Genomic DNA, 18523 nt, shown 5'->3' with positions numbered 1-18523 from the left:
GGCGGGTCCTCTGCTCGGACGCGGGGAGCCGCACGGTACGGGCGGACCTGTCCCCAGGTCCCTCAGTCCTCACCGCTGCGGCTCCGGTCCGTCAGCCGCGCGGGTCGGCGATGTTGCTGACGGGCCCCTCGACGCGGTAGTCGTCCAGCGCGGTGACCACGTACGCGGTGCCCTTGTCCTCGGTCTCCAGCGAGGTCCTCCCGGTCACGCGCACGAGGTTCTCGGAGGACAGCACGTCGCAGTACTTCTCCACGTCGCCCGACTCCACCAGCTCGGCCTCCTCGGAGTTCAGCCGGTAGACGGCGTAGGAGCTCGCCCCCTCGGTCTTCTCCCACTCCAGCCTGGCCCGGTCGTCCTCGGACGTGGCGGTCAGCCCGCTCACGGCCTCGACCAGCGGCTCCCCCTCACGGGAGTCGTCGGACAGCGGCGGCAGGGCGGGGTCGCTGTAGTGGTCGCCGGCGAGTTCCTCGTAGGCCTCGTCGGCCACGTTCGTCAGGGACTTGAAGGAGAAGTAGACGTCTCCCCCGACCTCGGGGTAGTCGGCGGTGTAGTGGAGCTGGCTGCTGAGCGTGTCCCTGTCCCAGCCCTTGTCGCCGGCGCGGTAGGCGGCCTGGCCGATGTAGAGGTCCACGTCGGTGCCCTCGACCTGCTCGGACCACCACGGCACCAGCTTCTCGTAGTCGGCGACGTCGAATCCGCGCTCCCAGTAGAGCTGGGGCACGACGTAGTCGACCATCCCCTCCTTGATCCAGGTCCGGGTGTCGGCGTGCTGGACGTCGTAGGACTCCAGGCCCGAGGTGTCCGAACCGTTGGGGTCGCTGGTGTCGTTGCGCCAGATGCCGAACGGCGAGATCCCGAAGCGCACCCAGGGCTTGGTCTCCTGGATCTGGTCGTGCACGCCGCTGACGAACTCGTTGACGTTGTCGCGGCGCCAGTCCTCGCGGTCCTCGAAGTCCTCGCCGTGCTTCTCCCACGACTCGTCGTCGTCGAACTTCTCGTCCCCGTCGGGGTAGGGGTAGAAGAAGTCGTCGAAGTGCACGCCGTCGATGTCGTAGCGCTCCACGACGTCCATGATCACGCGGGTGACCCACTTCTGGACCTCGGGGTTGCCCGGGTCCATGAAGCCCTCGCCGCCGTAGCGGATCATCCAGTCGGGGTGCTTCTTGACCGGGTGGTCGTCGGCGAGCTCCTCGATGTCGGAGTCCATGCCGACCCGGTAGGGGTTGAACCAGGCGTGCAGTTCGAGGCCGCGCTCGTGGGCCTCGGCCACCGCGTACTTCAGCGGGTCGTAGCCGGGGTCGCCGCCCTGCTCGCCGGTGAGGTACTTGGACCACGGCTCCAGGTCCGACTCGTAGAACGCGTCGGCGGTGGGGCGCACGTGCAGGAACACCGTGTTCAGTTCGAGGTCGGCGGCCTCGTCGAGGCGCTTGTCCAGCTCCGCCTTCTGCTTCTTCTCGCTCAGGCCCGGTTCCGAGGGCCAGTCGATGTTGCCGACCGTGGTCAGCCACGCGCCGCGCATCTCGCGCTTGTCCTGCGTCGCCTCGCACTTCGCGGCGGCACCGGGGCCGGGGCCGGGGCTGGTACCCGGCGCGGCGGGGTTGTCGGCGGCGCCGACGATCGCGTATCCGGAAACCATGAGTCCCGTGGCGGCGGCCACGGCCATCCACCGGGAGCGCCAGCGGGGTGAGAGGCCGGCTCGTCGTCCAGGGGTCAAGAGAACTCCTTGAGCTGGGGAGACGTCGTGTCGACGTCGCATCGGACCTCAGAGTAGGCGAAGGAGTAACGTTTTGGACAACGTTGGGCCGATTCGTGGTTTGGATCTCATCTGACAGGGGAGAACAATCTGTCGGCCGCTGAGAGGTGCCTTCTGAGGGTTCCCTCCTCCAACACCGCCGACGGCGTGAACGTTCCCGCTCGCACACATTGTTCTGGGAGGTCAGGCCGCCTTCGGGACGCGGGCATCCAGCGGGCGGGAGTACGGCGACCGCCCCGCCGGGTGCGTCCCGGCGAGGGCGGCGGTGGCGCCCTCGGACCGTTCCGCGGGCGCGGCCCGGGCTCAGGAGGGGACGAGGACCCCCGCGAGCAGGAGCACGGACAGCAGCGCCGCGACGGTTCCGGCCGCTACCAGGTAGTGGCGCGGCCGTGAGGCCCCGGGCATCCACGCGACGACCGCGGTCACGGCGGCCAGGGCGGTGGTCCCGACGGGCAGCAGCAGCCGCCAGGCGCGGTCGAAGGAGTCCATCGGCAGGTAGGCGTTGGCCCCGTACAGAGACAGGACCAGCGCGGGAAGGCCGATCACGGCCGCCCCGGCTCCGACCGCCAGCGTGAAGCGCTCCTGCGCCTCGGTGCCCTGTGCCACGGCGAAGGTCGACATGCTGCCGAGCAGCGAGTGCAGCCGCTCGACCTCCTCGGCCAGCTCCCGGTCCATCGCCTCGCAGTGCCGGATCCCCGCGCGCAGTCTCGGCGTCCACCCGGGTTCCCCGCCGGCCTTCGCCTCCGGCTCCCGGACGCGCCGGTAGGCCTCCCGGTCCCACAGCCAGACCCACAGCCCCGACCGGGCCGCCTCCACCGCCTGGTCGCGTGCCCGGCCGACGGCGGTGGACAGCTCCACGGCCGCCGCGAGCAGGGGGCGGAGCGGCCCGCCCGCCCGTCCGGCGAGGTGGTCGGCCATGCTCTGTTCGAGTTCGTAGCGCAGCTCACGCAGGCGGAGCACCTCGTTGCGGGAGGACTCGGCGAACGCCTTGGCCATGGTCACCGCCGTGGAGCGTTCGTCCCCGACGACCGCGTGGGCGGGTTCGGCCAGTGAGGCGACGAGTGCCTCGTCCGCCTCTCCGGGGACGACCGGCTCCTGGTGCCAACCGCCGGTCTCGGACCACACCGCCTGCACGGCCAGGGTGACCCGCGCGGCGGTGTCCCGCCCGGTGCCGACCCGGAACTGGCCGACGACGACCCTGCGCCGCCCGTGGGGGCCCACGACCCTCAACAGCGGTGCGGCGAGGAGCACCCGGGCGCCCGACAGCCCGGCCTCCCCGCGCCCGGGGGCGTCCAGGGGGGACGAGACGACCCCTTGTACGACCTCCGCCTCGGTACCGTGCCCCTCCCGGCGGGGACTGCCCGCGAGTACCTTGCGCTGATTCCGCCCGGATTCCATGGAGAAAGACACTAGGGCCCGGTGTTCGCGCGTCCGCGGGCACCCCGGTGTGAACGGCTTCGCCGCGGGGCCGGGCGCCGCGCGCCCCGGGCGCGGTCCGCCATCCGCCATCCGTCGGCCGCGGTCCGCGCACCCCGGGCGCGGTCGTGTTCACGCCTCAGGGCCGCCCGTGCTCACCGCGCGGCGCTCAGGTCCCGGGCGCCGCCGTGGACTCGCGCACCACGAGCCCGGGAGGGGCGATGGCGGGGACCTCGGCCGCCGTGCCGCCGAGTTCGGCGACGAGCCGCAGCGCGGCCGCGCGCCCGAGCCCCACCAGGTCCTGCCCGACCGTGGTCAGCCGCGGCTGCACGAGCGCGCCCAGGGGCAGGTCGTCGTGGCCGACCACCGACAGGTCCCGGGGCACCTCCAGTCCCCGCCTGCGCGCGGCGTTGATGCCCGCGATCGCCATCATGTCGTTGGCGTACAGGATCGCGGTGGGCCGATCGGCCAGGGACAGCGACTCCTCGGTGGCGGAGGCCGCGGCCTCCGCGGTGAAGTCGGGGACCGGCAGCAGGACGGGGGAGAGCCCGTGCCGCCGGGCCGCCTCCTCGAAGACACGGCGGCGGAAGCCGGTGTGCACGCGGTCCTCGGGGCCGAGGACGTAGGCCGCGCGGCGGTGGCCCAGCGCGGCCAGGTGCTCGACCGCCTCGGTCACGCCCCGCTCCTGGTGGGGAGCGCGCACCGCGGGGACGGGGTCCTCCCGCCACGGCGTGCCGATCAGCACCGCGGGCAGCCCGAGCCCCCGCAACAGGTCGAAGCGGGTGTCGCGGACCAGGCTCTCGGTGAGGATGACGCCGTCGACCCTGCGCTCCTCGGCCAGGCGGCGGTAGGCGCGCCGCTCGGCGTCATCCTGACCGCCCACGATGTGCAGCAGCAGCCCGTAGTCCACGGGGGCGAGTTCGCGCTCGATCCCCGAGATCAGCACGGTGAAGTGCGGGTCGGAGGTCAGCAGGTCCGGCGGGCGGCGCGAGACCATGCCGATGGCCCGGGTGCGCGCCCCGCGCAGAGCCACGGCCGCGGCCGAGGGAGACCACTGGAGCTTGTCGACCGCCTCCAGGACGCGCCTGCGGGTGGGCTCGGCGATGCCGCCCTTGTTGTTGACCACCTTCGACACGGCCGAGACCGACACCCCCGCCAGCGCGGCGACGTCGGAGATCGTGGGACGGCCGCCGCTCCTGCCGGCGCCCATCACCGTGCTCCGGGCCTGGGCGGGACACCGGACACGGGGGCTGCCTCGCGCACCAGTGCCGCTCCCTTCGTGGTCGTGGGATCCCGTCGCCGCGCCCGGAAGGGGCGGCGCTGACCGGGGCGGTCAGATTACCAGCCGCCACGGGGCCGGCCCCGGATTCTTCTGATGTCCGGAAACCGTTGCACACACGCGTGTCACGCGTGCTTCCCGTCGACAAAGGCTTACAGGGGGGTCGACAGCCCCGCCAGGAAAACGATATACCTACGGCGAAGGAACCGCGAGGAAGGGCCGTTATGCAGCGCAACTCCGCCAAGCTCGGTACGGTCGGCCAGCCCCTGGTCTGGGTCGGCGCCAACTTCTGGTCCCGCACCGGGGGGCCGCTGATGTGGCGCGACTACGACGGCGCGGTCATCGACGGGGAACTGCGTGTCCTGCGCGACCACGGCATCACCGTGACGCGCAGCTTCCTGTACTGGCCCGACTTCCAGCCCACCCCCGACACCCTCGACCCGCGCATGCTGGAGCGGTTCGACGACTTCCTCGAACGCCACCGGGCCCTGGGCATGCACACCATCCCCACGTTCATCGTCGGCCACATGTCGGGACAGAACTGGGACCCCGCCTGGCGCGAGGGCCGCGACATCTTCTCCGACGCGTGGTTCGTGGACCGCCAGGCCTGGTACGTACGGAGCGTCGCCGAGCGCTGGAAGGACCACGAGAGCGTCACCGGGTGGCTCCTGACCAACGAGATCCCCATCTACGCCGACTGGCGGGGGCGCGGCATCGGCACCCTGGACCACCGGGCGGTCACCGCATGGGCCCAGACCCTGGTCGGGGCGCTGCGCGAGGCGGGCGCCCACCAGCCCGTCTCCGTCGGCGACGGCTCGTGGGGCGTGGAGACGACCGGGGCCGACAACGGCTTCCGGGTGCGCGAGCTCGAACCCCTCGTCGACTTCCACGGACCGCACGTGTACCGGATGGAGGACGACCCGGTACGGCAGAACCTCGGCGCCGCCTTCACCTGCGAACTCCTGGACCTGGGCGGCAAGCCGGTGGTCATGGAGGAGTTCGGCGTGACCTCGGACTACACCTCCGAGGAGAACGCGGCGCACTACTACCGCCAGACCCTGCACAACACCCTGCTGGCGGGCGCCACCGGCTGGATCCCGTGGAACAACACCGACTACGACGCGCTGTACGACCAGGAGCCCTACAGCCACCACCCGTTCGAGATGCACTTCGGCCTCACCGACGACCGGGGCGAGCCCAAGGCGCAGCTGAGGGAGGTCCGGGAGTTCACCGACCTGCTGCGGCGCACCGACTTCGCGCGGCTGTCGCGCCCGGACACGTCGGTCGCCCTGGTCGTGTCCTCCTTCCTGGAGCGGATGTACCCCTTCACCCAGCCCGAGGACGCGAGCAGCGTCCTGGCCCACACCCGGCAGGCCTACGTGGCCGCGCGCGAGGCGGACCTGCCGGTGGGCGTCGCCCGGGAGGCCGACGGCCTGCCCGAGGACTGCGCCCTGTACCTGCTGCCGTCAGCCAAGCAGCTCACCGCGCCCGCCTGGCGCCGGCTCGTGCGCCGGGCCGAGGAGGGCGCCACCGTCTACGCCTCCTACTTCGTCGGCGGGCACGGGACCCAGCGCGGGCCGTGGTGGCCCAAGCTGGACGAGACCTTCGGGGTGGTCAAACAACTGCGCTACGGACTCACCGACCCCATCGAGGACGACCGGCTGCGCATGACCTTCCGGCTGGACTTCGGCGGTGTCGGCGCGGGCGAGACGCTGGAGTTCCCCGTCGCGGGCAACGCGCACTCCCGGACCTTCCTCCCGGTCGCGGCGGACGGCGCCGAGGTCGTGGCCACCGACGCGCACGGGCGTCCGGCACTGCTGCGCAGGCGCACCGGCAAGGGACAGCTCGTGCTGTGCACCTACCCGCTGGAGCACATGGCCGCCCTCACCCCGGCCGTCAACCCCGAACCCACGTGGCGGCTGTACGCGGCCCTGGCGGAGGAGGCGGGGGTCCGCCCCCACGTGCGGGTGGAGGATCCCCGAGTCCTGGTGGGCACGATGCGCCACGAGGACGGGCGGGAGCTGGTCTGGTTCCTCAGCCAGCACCCGGAGCCCCTGAGCGCCGAGCCCGTCCTGGACCGGGGCCGCCTGGCCGACCTGGACGGGGCCGGGATCGGCGCGGTGGACCTGCCGGCCTACGGGGTGAGGGTCGCCGAACTCCTGCCCTGAACCACCACCGGGCCGAGGGCGGGGAGGAGAGCCCCGCCGCCGACCGGGACCGAGGACACCGACACACGAGGAAAGCACCGATGAGGATCACCTCCGCCGACGTCATCGTGACGTGTCCGGGGCGCAACTACGTCACCCTGCGGATCACCACCGAGGACGGCGTGACCGGCCTCGGCGACGCCACCCTGAACGGCCGTGAACTGTCCGTGGCCTCCTACCTGCGCGACCACGTCTGCCCGCTGCTGATCGGCCGCGAAGCCGGGCGGATCAACGACATCTGGCAGTACCTGTACCGGGGCGCCTACTGGCGGCGCGGTCCCGTGACGATGACCGCGATCGCCGCGGTGGACTGCGCCCTGTGGGACATCCTCGGCAAGGAGGTGGGCAGGCCCGTCCACCAGCTGCTGGGCGGCGCGGCCCGCGAGGGCGTCATGGTCTACGGCCACGCCAGCGGCGGGTCCGTCGACGAACTCCTCGACTCGGTCGCGGAGTTCCTGGACCGGGGCTACCGGGCGGTCCGCGTGCAGGCCGCCGTACCCGGGCTGGAGAGCACCTACGGGCTCCACCACCCGGGCACGGGCGCCACCTACGAGCCCGCCGACGCCGCGGTGCCCACCGACAACGTGTGGCACACCCCCGCCTACCTGGACTTCGCGCCCGAGATGGTGCGGGCGGTCCGGGAGAGGTTCGGCTACGGCTTCCACCTGCTGCACGACGTCCACCACCGGCTCTCCCCGCTGGAGGCGGCCCAGCTGGGCAAGGCGCTGGAGCCCTACCGCATGTTCTGGATCGAGGACCCGACCCCGGCCGAGGACCAGGAGGCGTTCCGCACGATCCGCGGGCACACCACGACCCCGCTGGCCGTGGGAGAGGTCTTCAACTCGATCTGGGACTGCCAGCACCTGATCACCGAACGGCTCATCGACTACGTCCGGATGTCGGTCTCGCACAGCGGCGGCATCACGCACCTGCGCAGGGTCTTCGACCTCGCCGACCTGTACGGCGTGCGCACCGGCTCGCACGGCGCGGGCGACCTGTCGCCCGTCTCCCTCGCCGCGGCCCTGCACCTGGACCTCACCGTGCCCAACTTCGGCATCCAGGAGTACATGGGGCACCTGGAGCCCGCGAGCGAGGTGTTCCGGACCACCCACACGTTCGAGGACGGCTACATGCACCCGGGCGACGCGCCGGGCCTGGGCGTGGAGATCGACGAGGCGGCCGCGGCCCGCTACCCCTACGAGCCCCGGTACCTGCCGGTCAACCGCAGGCTCGACGGCTCGATGCACGACTGGTGAGCGGGGTCACCCGTCCAGCCTCCACGCGGTCACGGTGACCTCCCCGCCGTCGGCAAGGTCCAGCTCCACGGGTGAGGCCTGCCGGGGCGCGCCGGCGTAGGGGGCGGCGTGCAGCACGCGCGCGGCTCCGTCGGAGCGAGCCGCCGCGTCCCAGTTGAGTGTGGCCAGGGCCCGGCCGCCGACGGGCACGGTCACCGTGGCCGGGCCCGGGTCCTCGTCCGTGAAGGAGCTTCCACGGATGACCTCGACGTCGATCTCCGCGCCGTCCTTGCCGGCGAAGGCCACGTCGGGGTAGCCGTCCAGCACGCAGGGGTCCTCTGAGCCGTTCACGAACCGCAGGGCGAGCAGGCGGTGGCCGGTCGCGCTGGCGGGGGCGCCCACGAGGATGTCGCCCCGCCCGGGCGCGCACCAGGCGGGGTCGGGGTCGTGCTCGCCCGGAGCGACCTCCGGCGGCGGTGTGGCCCCGGGCCGGGGCACGGGGACCGTCCCGGGCGCCTTCGCGGCCGGGGCCCGTGCGGTGTGCCGGTTCAGGGCCTCCTCGGTGCCGAGGGCGACGGAGACGGTGGACACGGCGACCACCAGGGCCAGGGCCGCGCAGAGTCCCGCGAGGAGCGCGGGGCCGGGGAGGGGGACGGCGGAGCTCTGGTGCGGCCACCGCATCCCGGCGAGGGCGGGGACCCAGGCCCAGAACAGCCCCCAGAAGGCGACCAGGAGGAAGAGGCCTCCCGCGGCCTCCGCCGGGAACGCCTCCCCGACCCGCGCACGTCCGAACTCCCACAGCACCGCGGGCGGCACACCGGCCGCGGCGGTCGTCGTCCACAGGACGAGGAACCGGGCACCACCGGACAGGGGTGGGAGAGAGGAGAGGAGGCGCATCAGGAGGAGATGGCCGAGGAGGAGCACGAGCGCCGATCCGACCGGTACCACGTACACCTCCGGTACCGGCCAGTCCCACACCGTCACCGGACCCGGTGGTGACGCGGCGTCCTGCCCGGCACCGAGGGCGTCGGTGACGAACGCGGGGTACTCGCGGGAGAGCGCGCATCCGGCCCACAGGAACGCCGCCACGAGACTCACCGCCCAGGAGGCGGGGGGAGGGGCGTCCCGGGGGAGGGGAGTGTCGTGGGGGGTCGGCATCGGGCCAGACTACTCACCGCGTGTGCGAGTCACCGCGTGTGCGAGGCGGCTTTCTCGCCCGCAGGAGGCCGGTCCCGGGGCGGGAGGACCTCCACGCCTCGCCCGTCCGCCGCCGGAACCGAGGTTTGACCGATGCGCGCACCCCGCGGCGGGCGCACACTCACGGGGACAACGCGACCCCACAGCGAAGGAACCGACCGTGAGCCACCCCCCACTGCGCGTCTACGACGTCATGGCCTGCGACGTCTACCGGGACTTCGAGGGGACCCCGCTGCCCAAGGAGCAGCACAAGTTCCTGGTGTCCTTCCACCCCACGCCCGGCGTGCCCACCCCCGGCTGGTGGAGTCGATCACCGCCCGCGGCCCGGGCGGGTACGAGGTGGAGTCCACCGACCAGCGCTTCACCCCGGCCGACACCGACGGCCACGTCTACGACCGCACGCTGGACTACTACTGGTACATGGTCAACCTGCCCACCGGCTTCCCGGCCGAGGGCGAGTACACGATCGAGGTTCGCGGCACCGACGGCAGCGTGCAGACCCGCTCGCGTCACCAGGACGGCGGTGTGTCGCGGCGCCTGATCGAGCACTACACCGCGCACCGGAGCGAGGTGCTGGCCTCCTTCGCCCCCTCGGACGGGGAGGAGCTCGACGACGTCCCCGGGGTGGGCGAGCTGCACTGCTCCTGGAGGACCCTGGACCGGCTCGGAGGGCCGGGGGCCTACTACATCCACCGGCTGTCCAAGGGAGCCTTCGCGCGAGAGTTCGACACCCAGCACCTGACGTGGTGGGACAACATCTTCGTCCAGCGCGTGAACGGCCACGCCGAGGCCGGGCGTCGAAGTGCGCTGCGAGTACAGGATCACGTCCCACGGGCGAGCCGGTGAACCCCTGCGGCCACCGCGCTAGGGTGCGACCCCGCTCAGCTCGTTGGGCGCCTCCTCCAGGGTCACCGAGGCGGTGACCTCACCGGACTCCAGGTCCAGGGAGTGCACCCGTCTCGTGGCGGGGTCGCTCACGTAGGCGGTGCCGCCGCGCACGAACAGGGCCGGGCGGGGCCGCTGCCACTCCAGCGGCTCCCGCCACTCGTCCGTCACCTCGATACTGTCCACGACCTCGCCCTTCTCGGGGTCGATCACGTGCAGGCCGCCGTCGGTGCCCAGGACCAGGGCCTCACCGCCGGGTCCACGGCCCAGGGAGCGGAAGGTGTAGCTTCCGGGCAGGTCGACCAGGGTCAGGCCGGCGTCCCTGGTGTCGATAAGGGCGACCCGCTCGGGGCGCTCCAGTTCGGCGTCGGGGTCGGTCTTGTAGTCGCCAAGGACGATCGGGGACTCCTCGCCGCCGGCCTGGTTGCCGATGCGCCCGTAGCCGTCGGGGCTGTCCACCTTGGTGAACCCGCCCTCCTGGTAGATCAGGACGCCGTCCTCGCAGCCGATGACGACCGCCCCGCCCTCGGCGGTGCTCTCGCCGTGGACTCCCGGGCACTCCTCGCTGCGGGCGACCTCCTCCCCGGCGGCGTCCAGGACGACGGCGCCGACGCGCTCCTCCTCGTCTCCGAGGGTCAGCAGCAGTTCGCCGCCGGCCAGTTCGACGGCCACGCCGTGGTGGGCCTCCTCGGCCGTGCGGACGTCGGTCTCGGGCAGGCCGCCGCCGAGGGCGTCGGTGTCGAAGGCGGTGATCTCGCCGCTGCCGTCGGCGAACAGGACCGTCCTGCCCGCGTGCCGGACGACGTGGCCGGGGGAGTCGGCGGGGAAGAGGGTGTCGGTCAGCTCCGCGCCGACGGCGTCCAGGACCTGGAATCCCTCCGAGGTGGAGACGAGCACGTGCCGCTCGTCACCGGCCGGGTTGATCCGGTTGAACCCCTCCAGCGGGATGTCGCCGACGACCTCCAGGGTCTGGCCGTCCAGGACGTACAGGCCGCCGTCGTAGGTGGTCACGACCGGATCGTCGGCGACGGCCTCGGCCGCGGCGGCCCGGTCCTCGCCGTCCTGCTCCCGCGGGGCGTCCTCTCCGGTGCCGCACGCCGTCAGCAGCAGTCCGGCGGACAGCAGCACGGGCAGTACCGCTCCGGGGGCGGGGCGTGGTGGTGCGTTCATGGGATTCTCGCCGTTCTCTCTCGTGCTTCTCGGGGTTCTTCGAGGGGTCCGCGGCCGGCCGGGGCGGCCGCCGCGGTGGTGCCGGGATCCTGGACCCCGGTCACCCGCCACGCAGTCCGGTGGCGATGGACTCGGTGTTGGCGCGCATCATCTCCAGGTAGGTGGCCGCGCCCCCTCCCTCCTCGCTCAGGGACTCGGAGAACAGGGGGACGACCTCGACGCGCGTTCCCGCCTCCTCGGCCATGACGGTGGCCAGGCGGTCGGGCTGGGAGGAGTCGGCGAACACGGCGTCCACACCCGCCTCGCGCACGGCGTCGGACAGGGACTTGAGGTCGGAGGTGCTCGGCGAGGCCAGGGTGGTGCCGCTGGGGATCACGGTGCCGATGACCTCGAAGCCGTAGCGCCGGGCGAGGTAGCCGAAGACGTGGTGGTTGGTCACCAGCTTGCGGTCCTCCTCGGGGATCGCCGCGAACTCCTCGGCCATCCACGCGTCGAGTTCCTCCAGTTCGGCGGTGTAGGCCTCGGCGTTGGCGCGTACGGCGTCGGCGTCCACGCCGTCGACCTGCTCGACGACGTGTCCGGCGATCAGGTCGACCGCCAGGACGACCCGCCGCGGATCGGTCCAAAAGTGCGGATCGGGCTCGCCCGCGCTCTCGTTCTCCGTCCCCGTCGACGCGTCCCCGTCCCGGTGCTCCTCGGATCCGATCTCCGCGTGCCCGTGTTCCCCGTGGCCGCTCTCCGCGGGGCCGTAGGGAAGGGGGTCGACGCCCGCGCCGACCTCCAGTGCGGGCACCCCGGCCTCCTCCGCCGCCGCGACGTTGCGCAGCACCCCCTCCTCCAGGCCGAGGCCGTTGTAGACCACGAGCGCCGCGTTCTCGACGACGGCGGCCTCCCGTGCGGAGAGGGCGAAGGAGTGGGGGTCGGCGTCGGGCCTCATCAGGACGGTGACCTCGGCCTGGTCGCCCACGACCTTGCGGGTGATGTCGCCCAGGATGTTGGTGGTCACCACGATCCCCTCGCCCGTGCCCTCCCCGGGCGAGCAGGCGGCCGACCCCAGGAGGGCGGCTCCCGCCAGCGCGAACGCGGTCACCCTGGACATGAGCGCCGACGGCGTGGCCATGGCGGTCACCGGCCCGTCTCGACCATGAAGTGCGGCGTGGTCCCCGTGTCCAGGGTCCGCGCCACGCGCAGGTCGTCGTCGTAGTCGATCTCGTGGACGACCCCGCCCTCGGCGTCGTTGACGTAGGCGCGGCTGGTGTCCGCCCGGATGACGGGGGCGTGTTCGGGGTCCGTCCCACTGAGCAGGTCGGCGGAGGCGTACTCCTCTCCCGTCCGCGGGTCCAGGGAGTGCAGGGTCCCGTCCCCGGTCAGGGCCAGGACGGGGCCGCCCGCGCCGACCGCGGTCACGGCCACGGCGCCGGGCAGGTCCAGCCGCGTCCACCCCGGTTCGGCCAGGTCCAGGACCCAGACCTCTCCCCCGGTCGACACGGAGGCCAGGGTCGCCGAGCCGGGTCGGTGGTGGAACTCCCCGGTCCGTCCCTCGGCGCCGTCGGGGTGGGGGACCAGCGTGCTCGTGAGCTCTCCGTCGTCCTCGGTGACGTGGAGGGTGCCGTCGGCGCAGCCGATGACCGCTCCGCGCCGGGTGAGGGCCTGGCCCCGGGGCTGGGCGCAGGTGTCGTCGAGGAGCTCCAGGGGCGAGCCGGAGCGGTCGTGGACCCTGACTCCGCCCTCCGCGCCGCCCTCGGCCACCAGGAGGCGGCCCGCGATGGGCAGAACCGCCGCGGCCCCGTCGGGCACGGGCGCGGCCGTCCCGACCTCCCCCTCCTCCAGGGCGGCCCGGTCCAGCACGGCGGCTCCGCCGTCCCGGCCGGTGAGGGCGGTGAGGGCGGTGTCCGTGGACGCCTGTCCCGCCACGAGGCCCTCCAGGGGCCCCACGGCCCGGATCTCGGCCCGGTAGTAGTGGCTGTGGTCCCCGTGGTCGACGGTCCACGCCCCGCTGTCCACGATGTGGGTCGTCCGATGGTCCGACGACGACAGGTAGGCGAAACGGCCGTCACCGGCGATGCCGTCGACGCCCTCCACGGGGTCGAGGCCGGTGACCTCCTCGGTGACCAGGTCGAGCACCCGGACCTCGCCGCTGCGCGCGTCGGCCACCACGAGACGCGACCGGGGCTCGGCGCTCTCCCGTGCTCCCTCGACGTGGCCGTGCGGGGTCTCCTCGGGGGCTTCCTCGGCGCCTCGGGCGTCCTGGCCCGCGCAGCCGGCCGCGAGGAGGAGGGCGGACAGTCCGGCCGCGCCCACCAGCGCGGTGTTGCGGTGTTCACGCGTCATGCGTCACCGGTCTCCTTCGTCTGTAGGGGTTCTCTCGGAGGCGGGGGTTCTTCCAGGGGGCCCGGGTCCGGGCCCGGGGGGTGTGAGGGGGGCCTGTGCGTCACGAGGCGGGACCGCGCGGCGGCGGCGCACGCCGAGGCGAGGAAGAGGGCGGTGGCCACGGCGGTGATGGTGGCCCCGGCCGCCGTCTCCCAGTGCCAGGACAGGAGGAGGCCCAGGAGGACGGAGGCGCTGCCGAGCACGGCCGCGCCCAGCATGATCGCCGCGACGCTGCGCGCCCACAGGGCCGCTGCCGCCGGGGGAGCGATGAGCAGCCCGAACACCAGCAGGGTGCCGACCACGTGGAACGAGGCGACCACGGCCAGGGTGACCAGTCCGAGCAGGACCCCGTGGGCCGCACGGGGCGCCAGGCCCAGGGTGTGGGCCTTGCGGGGGTCGAAGGCCAGCGCGAGGAACGCGCGGTGTCCCGCGACCGCGACCACCAGGGCCGCGGCCAGGGCGACGCCCAGGTGGGCCAGGTCGCGCTCGCGCACCGCCAGGACGTCCCCGAAGAGGAAGCCCGTGAGGTCGACCGCGAAGGAGGCGGAGTGGGAGACGACGATCACGCCGACCGAGAGCATCCCGACGAAGAGCAGCCCGATGCTCGTGTCCTGTGACAGCCGTGACGAGCGGCCCAGCGCCGTGACGCCCGCCGCCATCGCCCCGGCGGCCAGGGCCGCGCCGAGCACCACGCTCTGGCCGAGCAGGGAGGCCAGCGCCACCCCGGGCAGCATGCCGTGGGACATCGCGTCGCCCAGGAAGGCCATGCCGCGCAGGACCACCCAGGTTCCGGCGAGCGCGCAGATGAGGGAGACCAGGATCCCGCCCCACAGCGCGCGTTGGACGAACACGACCCCGAACGGATCGAACAGAGCTTCCATGGTGAGACACTGTACAACGATAATCATTATCGTTTTCACATGGGGGTGGGTATGAGGAGTCCGGCGAACCGGGTGGAACTGGATGGCGTGTACGCGGGTTATGGGAGGCGCGACGTCCTGCGGGGCATCGACGCGGTGATCCCCGCGGGGGCGGTCACGGCACTCGTGGGGCCCAACGGCTCGGGCAAGTCCACGCTGCTCGGGCTGCTGGCGGGCACGGTCCGGGCCCGTCGGGGGAGGGTCGTGTCCGCACGGCGGCCGCGCCCGGCCCTGGTGGCCCAGCGCAGCGCGGTCTCCGACGTCCTGCCCGTCACGGTGCGCGAGGCGGTCGCGATGGGGCGGTGGGCGCACCGGGGGTTCTGGAGGCCGTTGACCGGGCGCGACCGAACCGTGGTGGGGGAGTGCCTCGAACGCATGGGGGTCGCGGACCTGGCCGACCGCCGCCTGGGTGAGCTGTCGGGCGGCCAGCGCCAGCGGGTCCTGGTCGCCCAGGGCCTGGCCCAGGAGTCGGACCTGCTCCTCCTGGACGAGCCGTCGGCGGGGTTGGACCACCGTTCCCAGGAGCGCGTCCGCCTGGTCCTGGGACGGGTCGGCGCCGGCGGGACGACCGTCGTCCACGCGACACACGATTCCCAGGAGGCGCTGGAAGCCGACCACTGCCTCGTACTGGTGGACGGCGCGCTCGTGGCCTCCGGTCCTCCGGCGGACGTCGTCTGGGCCTGGGACGCGGCCCGGGGGAGGACCGGCGCGCGCCCCGAGCGTTCCGTGGAACCGGTCGCTTCCGGCGTCCCTTCCGTGTCCGGGAGGTCATGAGGACGCCTCGGACGCCTCGTGCGGATGGTCCGGCCCCGGCTTGGCGGACCACGGCCGGCCGGGCCGGGGCCGAACGCGGGCGGTCCGCGGCCACACCGCCGCGGCCGGTCGGTGTCCGCGTGGCGTGGCCGTCGCCGGCCCTTCCGACGGCAGGCGGATCAGCGGAGCGGCGGACCGACGGGTCGGCGGGTCAACGTGCCGGCAGATCGGCGGATCAGCGGGCCGGCAGCGCGCGCACCGGGTTCGCGCGTCGCGCCGGGCGCCGCCGGGACCGCATGCGGGCGAGCACCACGGCGGCCCCGCCCAGCGCTCCCGCCGCGGCCAGGCGGCGCACGGCGGTGCGGCGTCCGCCGTGCCAGCCGCCGTGGACCCGTCCGACACCGGGCTCGGGCCGGTACAGGTTCCCGCTGTTGGCGGGTTCGGGCTCGTGGCGGGACAGGTGGTTGCGTTCGACGTGGACCCGCATGACGCGTTCGGCCGCCCCCGGGGCGATCCTGGACATCGTGAGCAGGCCCCGGCCCGGGCCCACGACGACCTCCCGGCGCGGTGCGCGCACCAGGTCGACGATGGTGCGGGCCACCTTCTCGGGGGTGTAGACCGGCGGCATCGCCACGACCCTGCGCCCGGTGTAGTTCGCGGCGTGGTCGAAGATCGGGGTGTCGATCGCGGCGGGCAGCACGGTGCACACGTGGATGTCCCGGTCCCCGGCCAGGGCGAGTTCCTGGCGCAGGGAGGAGTCGAGCGCGCGGACGGCGAACTTCGTCGCCCCGTAGGCGTGGGTGTAGGGCTGGGCGACCACGCCCACGATCGAGGAGACGTCGACCAGCACACCACGGCCCCGCTCCCGGAAGCGGGGCAGTGCCTCCCGCGCGCCGTGGACGTATCCCATGAGGTTGACGTCCACGACCCGCCGGAAGTCCTCCAGGGGCACTTCGGTGAAGGAGCCGAACAGGGTCAGCGCCGCGCAGTTGACCCACACGTCGATCCGGCCGAACTCGCCGGTCGCGCGGCGGGCCAGATCCTCGACGCTCCCGTGGTCGGTTACGTCGGTGACGACCGCCAGCGCGCGGCCGCCGCGGGCACGGCACTCCTCGGCGGCCTCCTCCAGCGCCCGCCCGCCCCGGGCGGCCAGCACCACCGACGCGCCTTTGCGGGCGAGGGCCAGCGCGGTGGCCCGCCCGATCCCGCTGGACGCGCCCGTCACCACGGCGACACAGCCCCTGACCCGCACGACCACCATCTCCCCCGCGTCCGACGGCACACACCCGATAGGGCGACGGCTACCCCGGATCGCCCGGGGCACACGCCGCCCGCCACGGGCCGGGGCGGGTACGGACTCCGCGTCGGAGAAGGCGTCCGTCCGCGCCGCGGACCGGCGGGGACCCCGACATGTTCACCTGGTGCGCACGCCGTTCGTCCGCGGTCCGGTGACCGGGGCCGGGGACCTGCTCAGTCCTGCTTCTGCGCCGCGGGCCGGGCGGTCCGCACCAGGACCAGGGCGGCCCGCAGGGACTCCTCGGCCTCCTCCAGGTCACCCTCGGCGTGCTCGGAGTCCGGGTCGGCGTGCGCGGCGACGAGGGCGTGGGCCGCGAACATCGCGGCCTCGGCCGCCGCGCCGGCGCGTGAGGGGGCGGTGTCGGTGGCCCACTGCCAGTCGGCGATGGTGCGTTCCATACGCCGGTACAGCAGGGCCTGCGCCAGCTCGCGGTCCTGCACGGTGTCGGCCCATGGACCCGCCGCGCCGCCGCGTCCGGGCACCGGGGCGGGTCCGGCTTGCATCTCGCCCGCGGCGATCAGGCTTTCGGCCAGCACAGGCTCATCCTCCCTCTGGGCACCGGCGGGCCGGTGCTCGGGGTCGAAGATCGGTGGAAGACCCAAGGCAGCCAGCGCGCGCACGATCGAATCCGGACCACCCGAAGTCCACATGAGTTTCGCCTCTTGACCATCTGTTGACGCTTGTCAGAACCTGCCTTCCCAAATTGCCGACAATCCATTCGTGGGACCCTAGCAAAACAGGAAGAACCGGAAGTGCGGAGACTTCGGCGGGCACGGCGGGCTCGTGCGACTCCCCGAACCCACGCCTTCCGTGCGGCCCTCCCGCCCCGCACGGCGCGGCGGCTCACACGCGCCTGGACGCGGTGACCGCCGACGCCACCAGCACGGCCGCCGCGAACCACAGGGCCCCCGGAGTTCCCACCACACCCGAGACCCCCGCCCCGACGGCGGGGATCCCGACCTGCCCGAGCCGGTTCCCCCAGACCCGTAGCGCCAGGGCGGCGCCGCGCGCGCCCTCCGGAGCGGCCGTGGTCACCTTCGACATCGTCAGCGGCTGGCCGAAGCCGAGCAGGAAGCCCCCGACGGCCAGCACGGCGCCCAGCACGAACGGGTCGCTGACGGGCAGCGCCACCACCGCCATGGACAGGCCCGCGGCGGCGGTGCTCACCACGATCAGCGCCTCGCGCGACCACCGGAGCACCAGCCGGGACAGCAGCAGGCGGGACAGGAGCGAGAACCCCGCGCGTAGGCTCAGCAGGACACCGACCAGCATCGGAGGGATCCCCCGGTTCTCGGCGACCAGCGGCAGGTAGGCGGTGAGGATGTCCACGGCCGAGAGCAGCGCGAGGCTGGCGAACAGCCCCGAGGGCAGACCCGGCCTGCGCAGCAGGTCCAGTGCGGGAGTCCTCGCCGATCCCCTGCTCCGGGAGGGCGGGGGCATGTGCACACGGGCGAGGGCCAGGAGGGGCGCCATCCCCAGAGCACCGGTCACCGCGGCGACGAGCAGGGCGGACGAGGTCGCCGACAGCAGCGCGTCCCCCGACGCGTCGGCCAGGATCGCGCCGGACAGCAGGGGACCCACGAGTTGGCCGAGGGAGGCCGCCGCGGTGAACCACCCGAAGTCGCGGTCCAGGTGCTGCGGGGCGGACAGGCGGGCGATGAGCCCCTGGCCGGCGACCATGCACAGCAGGTGGCCCAGACCCAGCACGGTGCTGGCCGCGGCGACCGCGAACAGGCCCGAACCGTGCGCGAGCAGCAGGCACCCCGCGCCGAGGATCGCCGAGCCCAGGCCGACGATCCACCCCATGCGCCGTGTCCGGTCGGTCGCCCGGCCCAGGGGGACCGCCACCAGCAGGGGGAGCAGCGCGTAGGCGGCGGTGACCAGCCCGACCGCCACGGCGTCCCCGCCCAGGGCGATCGTCCGGTAGGAGACCAGGGGGCGGGCGAGGTTGAGCGCGGTGTGGGTGAACACGACGCTCACCAGCAGCGGCCAGAGCCACGGCGCCCCGGTGACGCGGCCTCTTCCCAACGTGGTCTCCCTG

At 73.5% G+C, this 18523-nt stretch carries 15 protein-coding genes; 4 read left to right on the top strand and 11 right to left on the bottom strand.

The window, feature by feature from the left end:
- Positions 1-91: 91 nt before the first annotated feature.
- From NOSIN_RS14740 to NOSIN_RS14730, 3 genes are all read right to left on the bottom strand, one after another.
- Positions 92-1663 carry a glycoside hydrolase family 10 protein gene (locus NOSIN_RS14740; protein ID WP_077691292.1) on the bottom strand — a complete coding sequence of 524 codons (1572 nt, stop codon included), beginning with the start codon at positions 1661-1663 and terminating at the stop codon, positions 92-94.
- A gap of 393 nt (positions 1664-2056) precedes the next feature.
- The gene (locus NOSIN_RS14735; protein ID WP_077691291.1) at positions 2057-3151 is read right to left on the bottom strand and encodes a hypothetical protein; all 1095 of its coding nucleotides are present in this window, start codon (positions 3149-3151) and stop codon (positions 2057-2059) included.
- A 187-nt stretch (positions 3152-3338) separates the two neighbouring features.
- The gene (locus NOSIN_RS14730; protein ID WP_077691290.1) at positions 3339-4379 is read right to left on the bottom strand and encodes a LacI family DNA-binding transcriptional regulator; all 1041 of its coding nucleotides are present in this window, start codon (positions 4377-4379) and stop codon (positions 3339-3341) included.
- Positions 4380-4672: 293 nt separating this feature from the next.
- On the opposite strand from NOSIN_RS14730, the gene NOSIN_RS28020 reads away from it, so the two are divergent.
- Positions 4673-6616: a cellulase family glycosylhydrolase gene (locus NOSIN_RS28020; protein WP_077691289.1), complete on the top strand. Its 1944-nt coding sequence runs from the start codon at positions 4673-4675 to the stop codon at positions 6614-6616.
- Between the two features lie 80 nt (positions 6617-6696).
- Entirely contained in the window at positions 6697-7911 is a 1215-nt protein-coding gene (gene manD, locus NOSIN_RS14720; protein WP_077691288.1) for a D-mannonate dehydratase ManD, read from the top strand.
- A gap of 6 nt (positions 7912-7917) precedes the next feature.
- Here the strand turns inward: manD and NOSIN_RS14715 are convergent, their stop codons facing one another.
- Positions 7918-9048: a DUF4232 domain-containing protein gene (locus NOSIN_RS14715; RefSeq protein WP_077691287.1), complete on the bottom strand. Its 1131-nt coding sequence runs from the start codon at positions 9046-9048 to the stop codon at positions 7918-7920.
- A gap of 339 nt (positions 9049-9387) precedes the next feature.
- Here NOSIN_RS14715 and NOSIN_RS14710 point away from each other — a divergent pair, with 339 nt between their 5' ends.
- Positions 9388-9933, top strand: coding sequence for a hypothetical protein (locus NOSIN_RS14710; protein ID WP_227014791.1), 546 nt, complete (start codon positions 9388-9390; stop codon positions 9931-9933).
- Positions 9934-9951: 18 nt separating this feature from the next.
- Here the strand turns inward: NOSIN_RS14710 and aztD are convergent, their stop codons facing one another.
- The 4 genes from aztD to aztB all read right to left on the bottom strand — a co-directional run bounded on the left by aztD (position 9952) and on the right by aztB (position 14393).
- Positions 9952-11142, bottom strand: a complete 1191-nt coding sequence (gene aztD, locus NOSIN_RS14705) for a zinc metallochaperone AztD (protein WP_077691286.1) — start codon at positions 11140-11142, stop codon at positions 9952-9954.
- A gap of 100 nt (positions 11143-11242) precedes the next feature.
- Positions 11243-12262: a zinc ABC transporter substrate-binding protein AztC gene (gene aztC, locus NOSIN_RS14700; RefSeq protein ID WP_077693600.1), complete on the bottom strand. Its 1020-nt coding sequence runs from the start codon at positions 12260-12262 to the stop codon at positions 11243-11245.
- Positions 12263-12267: 5 nt separating this feature from the next.
- Positions 12268-13473, bottom strand: a complete 1206-nt coding sequence (locus NOSIN_RS14695; protein ID WP_077691285.1) for a WD40 repeat domain-containing protein — start codon at positions 13471-13473, stop codon at positions 12268-12270.
- Entirely contained in the window at positions 13470-14393 is a 924-nt protein-coding gene (aztB, locus tag NOSIN_RS14690; RefSeq protein WP_170293695.1) for a zinc ABC transporter permease AztB, read from the bottom strand. Before aztB ends, NOSIN_RS14695 begins: the two co-directional genes overlap by 4 nt.
- 51 nt (positions 14394-14444) lie before the next feature.
- Between aztB and aztA the strand changes: the two genes are divergently transcribed.
- Positions 14445-15206 carry a zinc ABC transporter ATP-binding protein AztA gene (gene aztA / locus NOSIN_RS14685; protein ID WP_077691284.1) on the top strand — a complete coding sequence of 254 codons (762 nt, stop codon included), beginning with the start codon at positions 14445-14447 and terminating at the stop codon, positions 15204-15206.
- 214 nt (positions 15207-15420) lie between these two features.
- On the opposite strand, the gene NOSIN_RS14680 is transcribed toward aztA, so the two are convergent.
- From NOSIN_RS14680 to NOSIN_RS14670, 3 genes are all read right to left on the bottom strand, one after another.
- On the bottom strand, positions 15421-16467 hold the full coding sequence (locus tag NOSIN_RS14680) for an SDR family oxidoreductase (protein WP_206057633.1): 1047 nt from the start codon (positions 16465-16467) through the stop codon (positions 15421-15423).
- A 188-nt stretch (positions 16468-16655) separates the two neighbouring features.
- The gene (locus NOSIN_RS14675; protein ID WP_227014792.1) at positions 16656-17018 is read right to left on the bottom strand and encodes a hypothetical protein; all 363 of its coding nucleotides are present in this window, start codon (positions 17016-17018) and stop codon (positions 16656-16658) included.
- A 307-nt stretch (positions 17019-17325) separates the two neighbouring features.
- Positions 17326-18510 (bottom strand): MFS transporter, encoded by a 1185-nt coding sequence (locus NOSIN_RS14670; RefSeq protein ID WP_227014793.1) that lies wholly within the window; start codon positions 18508-18510, stop codon positions 17326-17328.
- Between the last annotated feature and the right edge of the window lie 13 nt (positions 18511-18523).

Origin of the sequence: Nocardiopsis sinuspersici, assembly GCF_001998325.1 — a bacterium.
GTDB classification, from domain to species: Bacteria; Actinomycetota; Actinomycetes; order Streptosporangiales; family Streptosporangiaceae; genus Nocardiopsis; species Nocardiopsis sinuspersici.
The sequence above is the reverse complement of the archived record's forward strand: the minus strand, read 5'-3'. Positions and strand labels throughout refer to the sequence as shown.

Excerpts from the sequence above, each read along its gene's own strand:
- NOSIN_RS14740 (WP_077691292.1), bottom strand. The coding sequence starts at position 1,663 with ATGGCCGTGGCCGCCGCCACGGGACTCATGGTTTCCGGATACGCGATC.
- NOSIN_RS14735 (WP_077691291.1), bottom strand. The coding sequence starts at position 3,151 with ATGGAATCCGGGCGGAATCAGCGCAAGGTACTCGCGGGCAGTCCCCGC.
- NOSIN_RS14730 (WP_077691290.1), bottom strand. The coding sequence starts at position 4,379 with ATGGGCGCCGGCAGGAGCGGCGGCCGTCCCACGATCTCCGACGTCGCC.
- NOSIN_RS28020 (WP_077691289.1), top strand. The coding sequence starts at position 4,673 with ATGCAGCGCAACTCCGCCAAGCTCGGTACGGTCGGCCAGCCCCTGGTC.
- manD (WP_077691288.1), top strand. The coding sequence starts at position 6,697 with ATGAGGATCACCTCCGCCGACGTCATCGTGACGTGTCCGGGGCGCAAC.
- NOSIN_RS14715 (WP_077691287.1), bottom strand. The coding sequence starts at position 9,048 with ATGCCGACCCCCCACGACACTCCCCTCCCCCGGGACGCCCCTCCCCCC.
- aztD (WP_077691286.1), bottom strand. The coding sequence starts at position 11,142 with ATGAACGCACCACCACGCCCCGCCCCCGGAGCGGTACTGCCCGTGCTG.
- aztC (WP_077693600.1), bottom strand. The coding sequence starts at position 12,262 with ATGGCCACGCCGTCGGCGCTCATGTCCAGGGTGACCGCGTTCGCGCTG.
- NOSIN_RS14695 (WP_077691285.1), bottom strand. The coding sequence starts at position 13,473 with ATGACGCGTGAACACCGCAACACCGCGCTGGTGGGCGCGGCCGGACTG.
- aztB (WP_170293695.1), bottom strand. The coding sequence starts at position 14,393 with ATGGAAGCTCTGTTCGATCCGTTCGGGGTCGTGTTCGTCCAACGCGCG.
- aztA (WP_077691284.1), top strand. The coding sequence starts at position 14,445 with ATGAGGAGTCCGGCGAACCGGGTGGAACTGGATGGCGTGTACGCGGGT.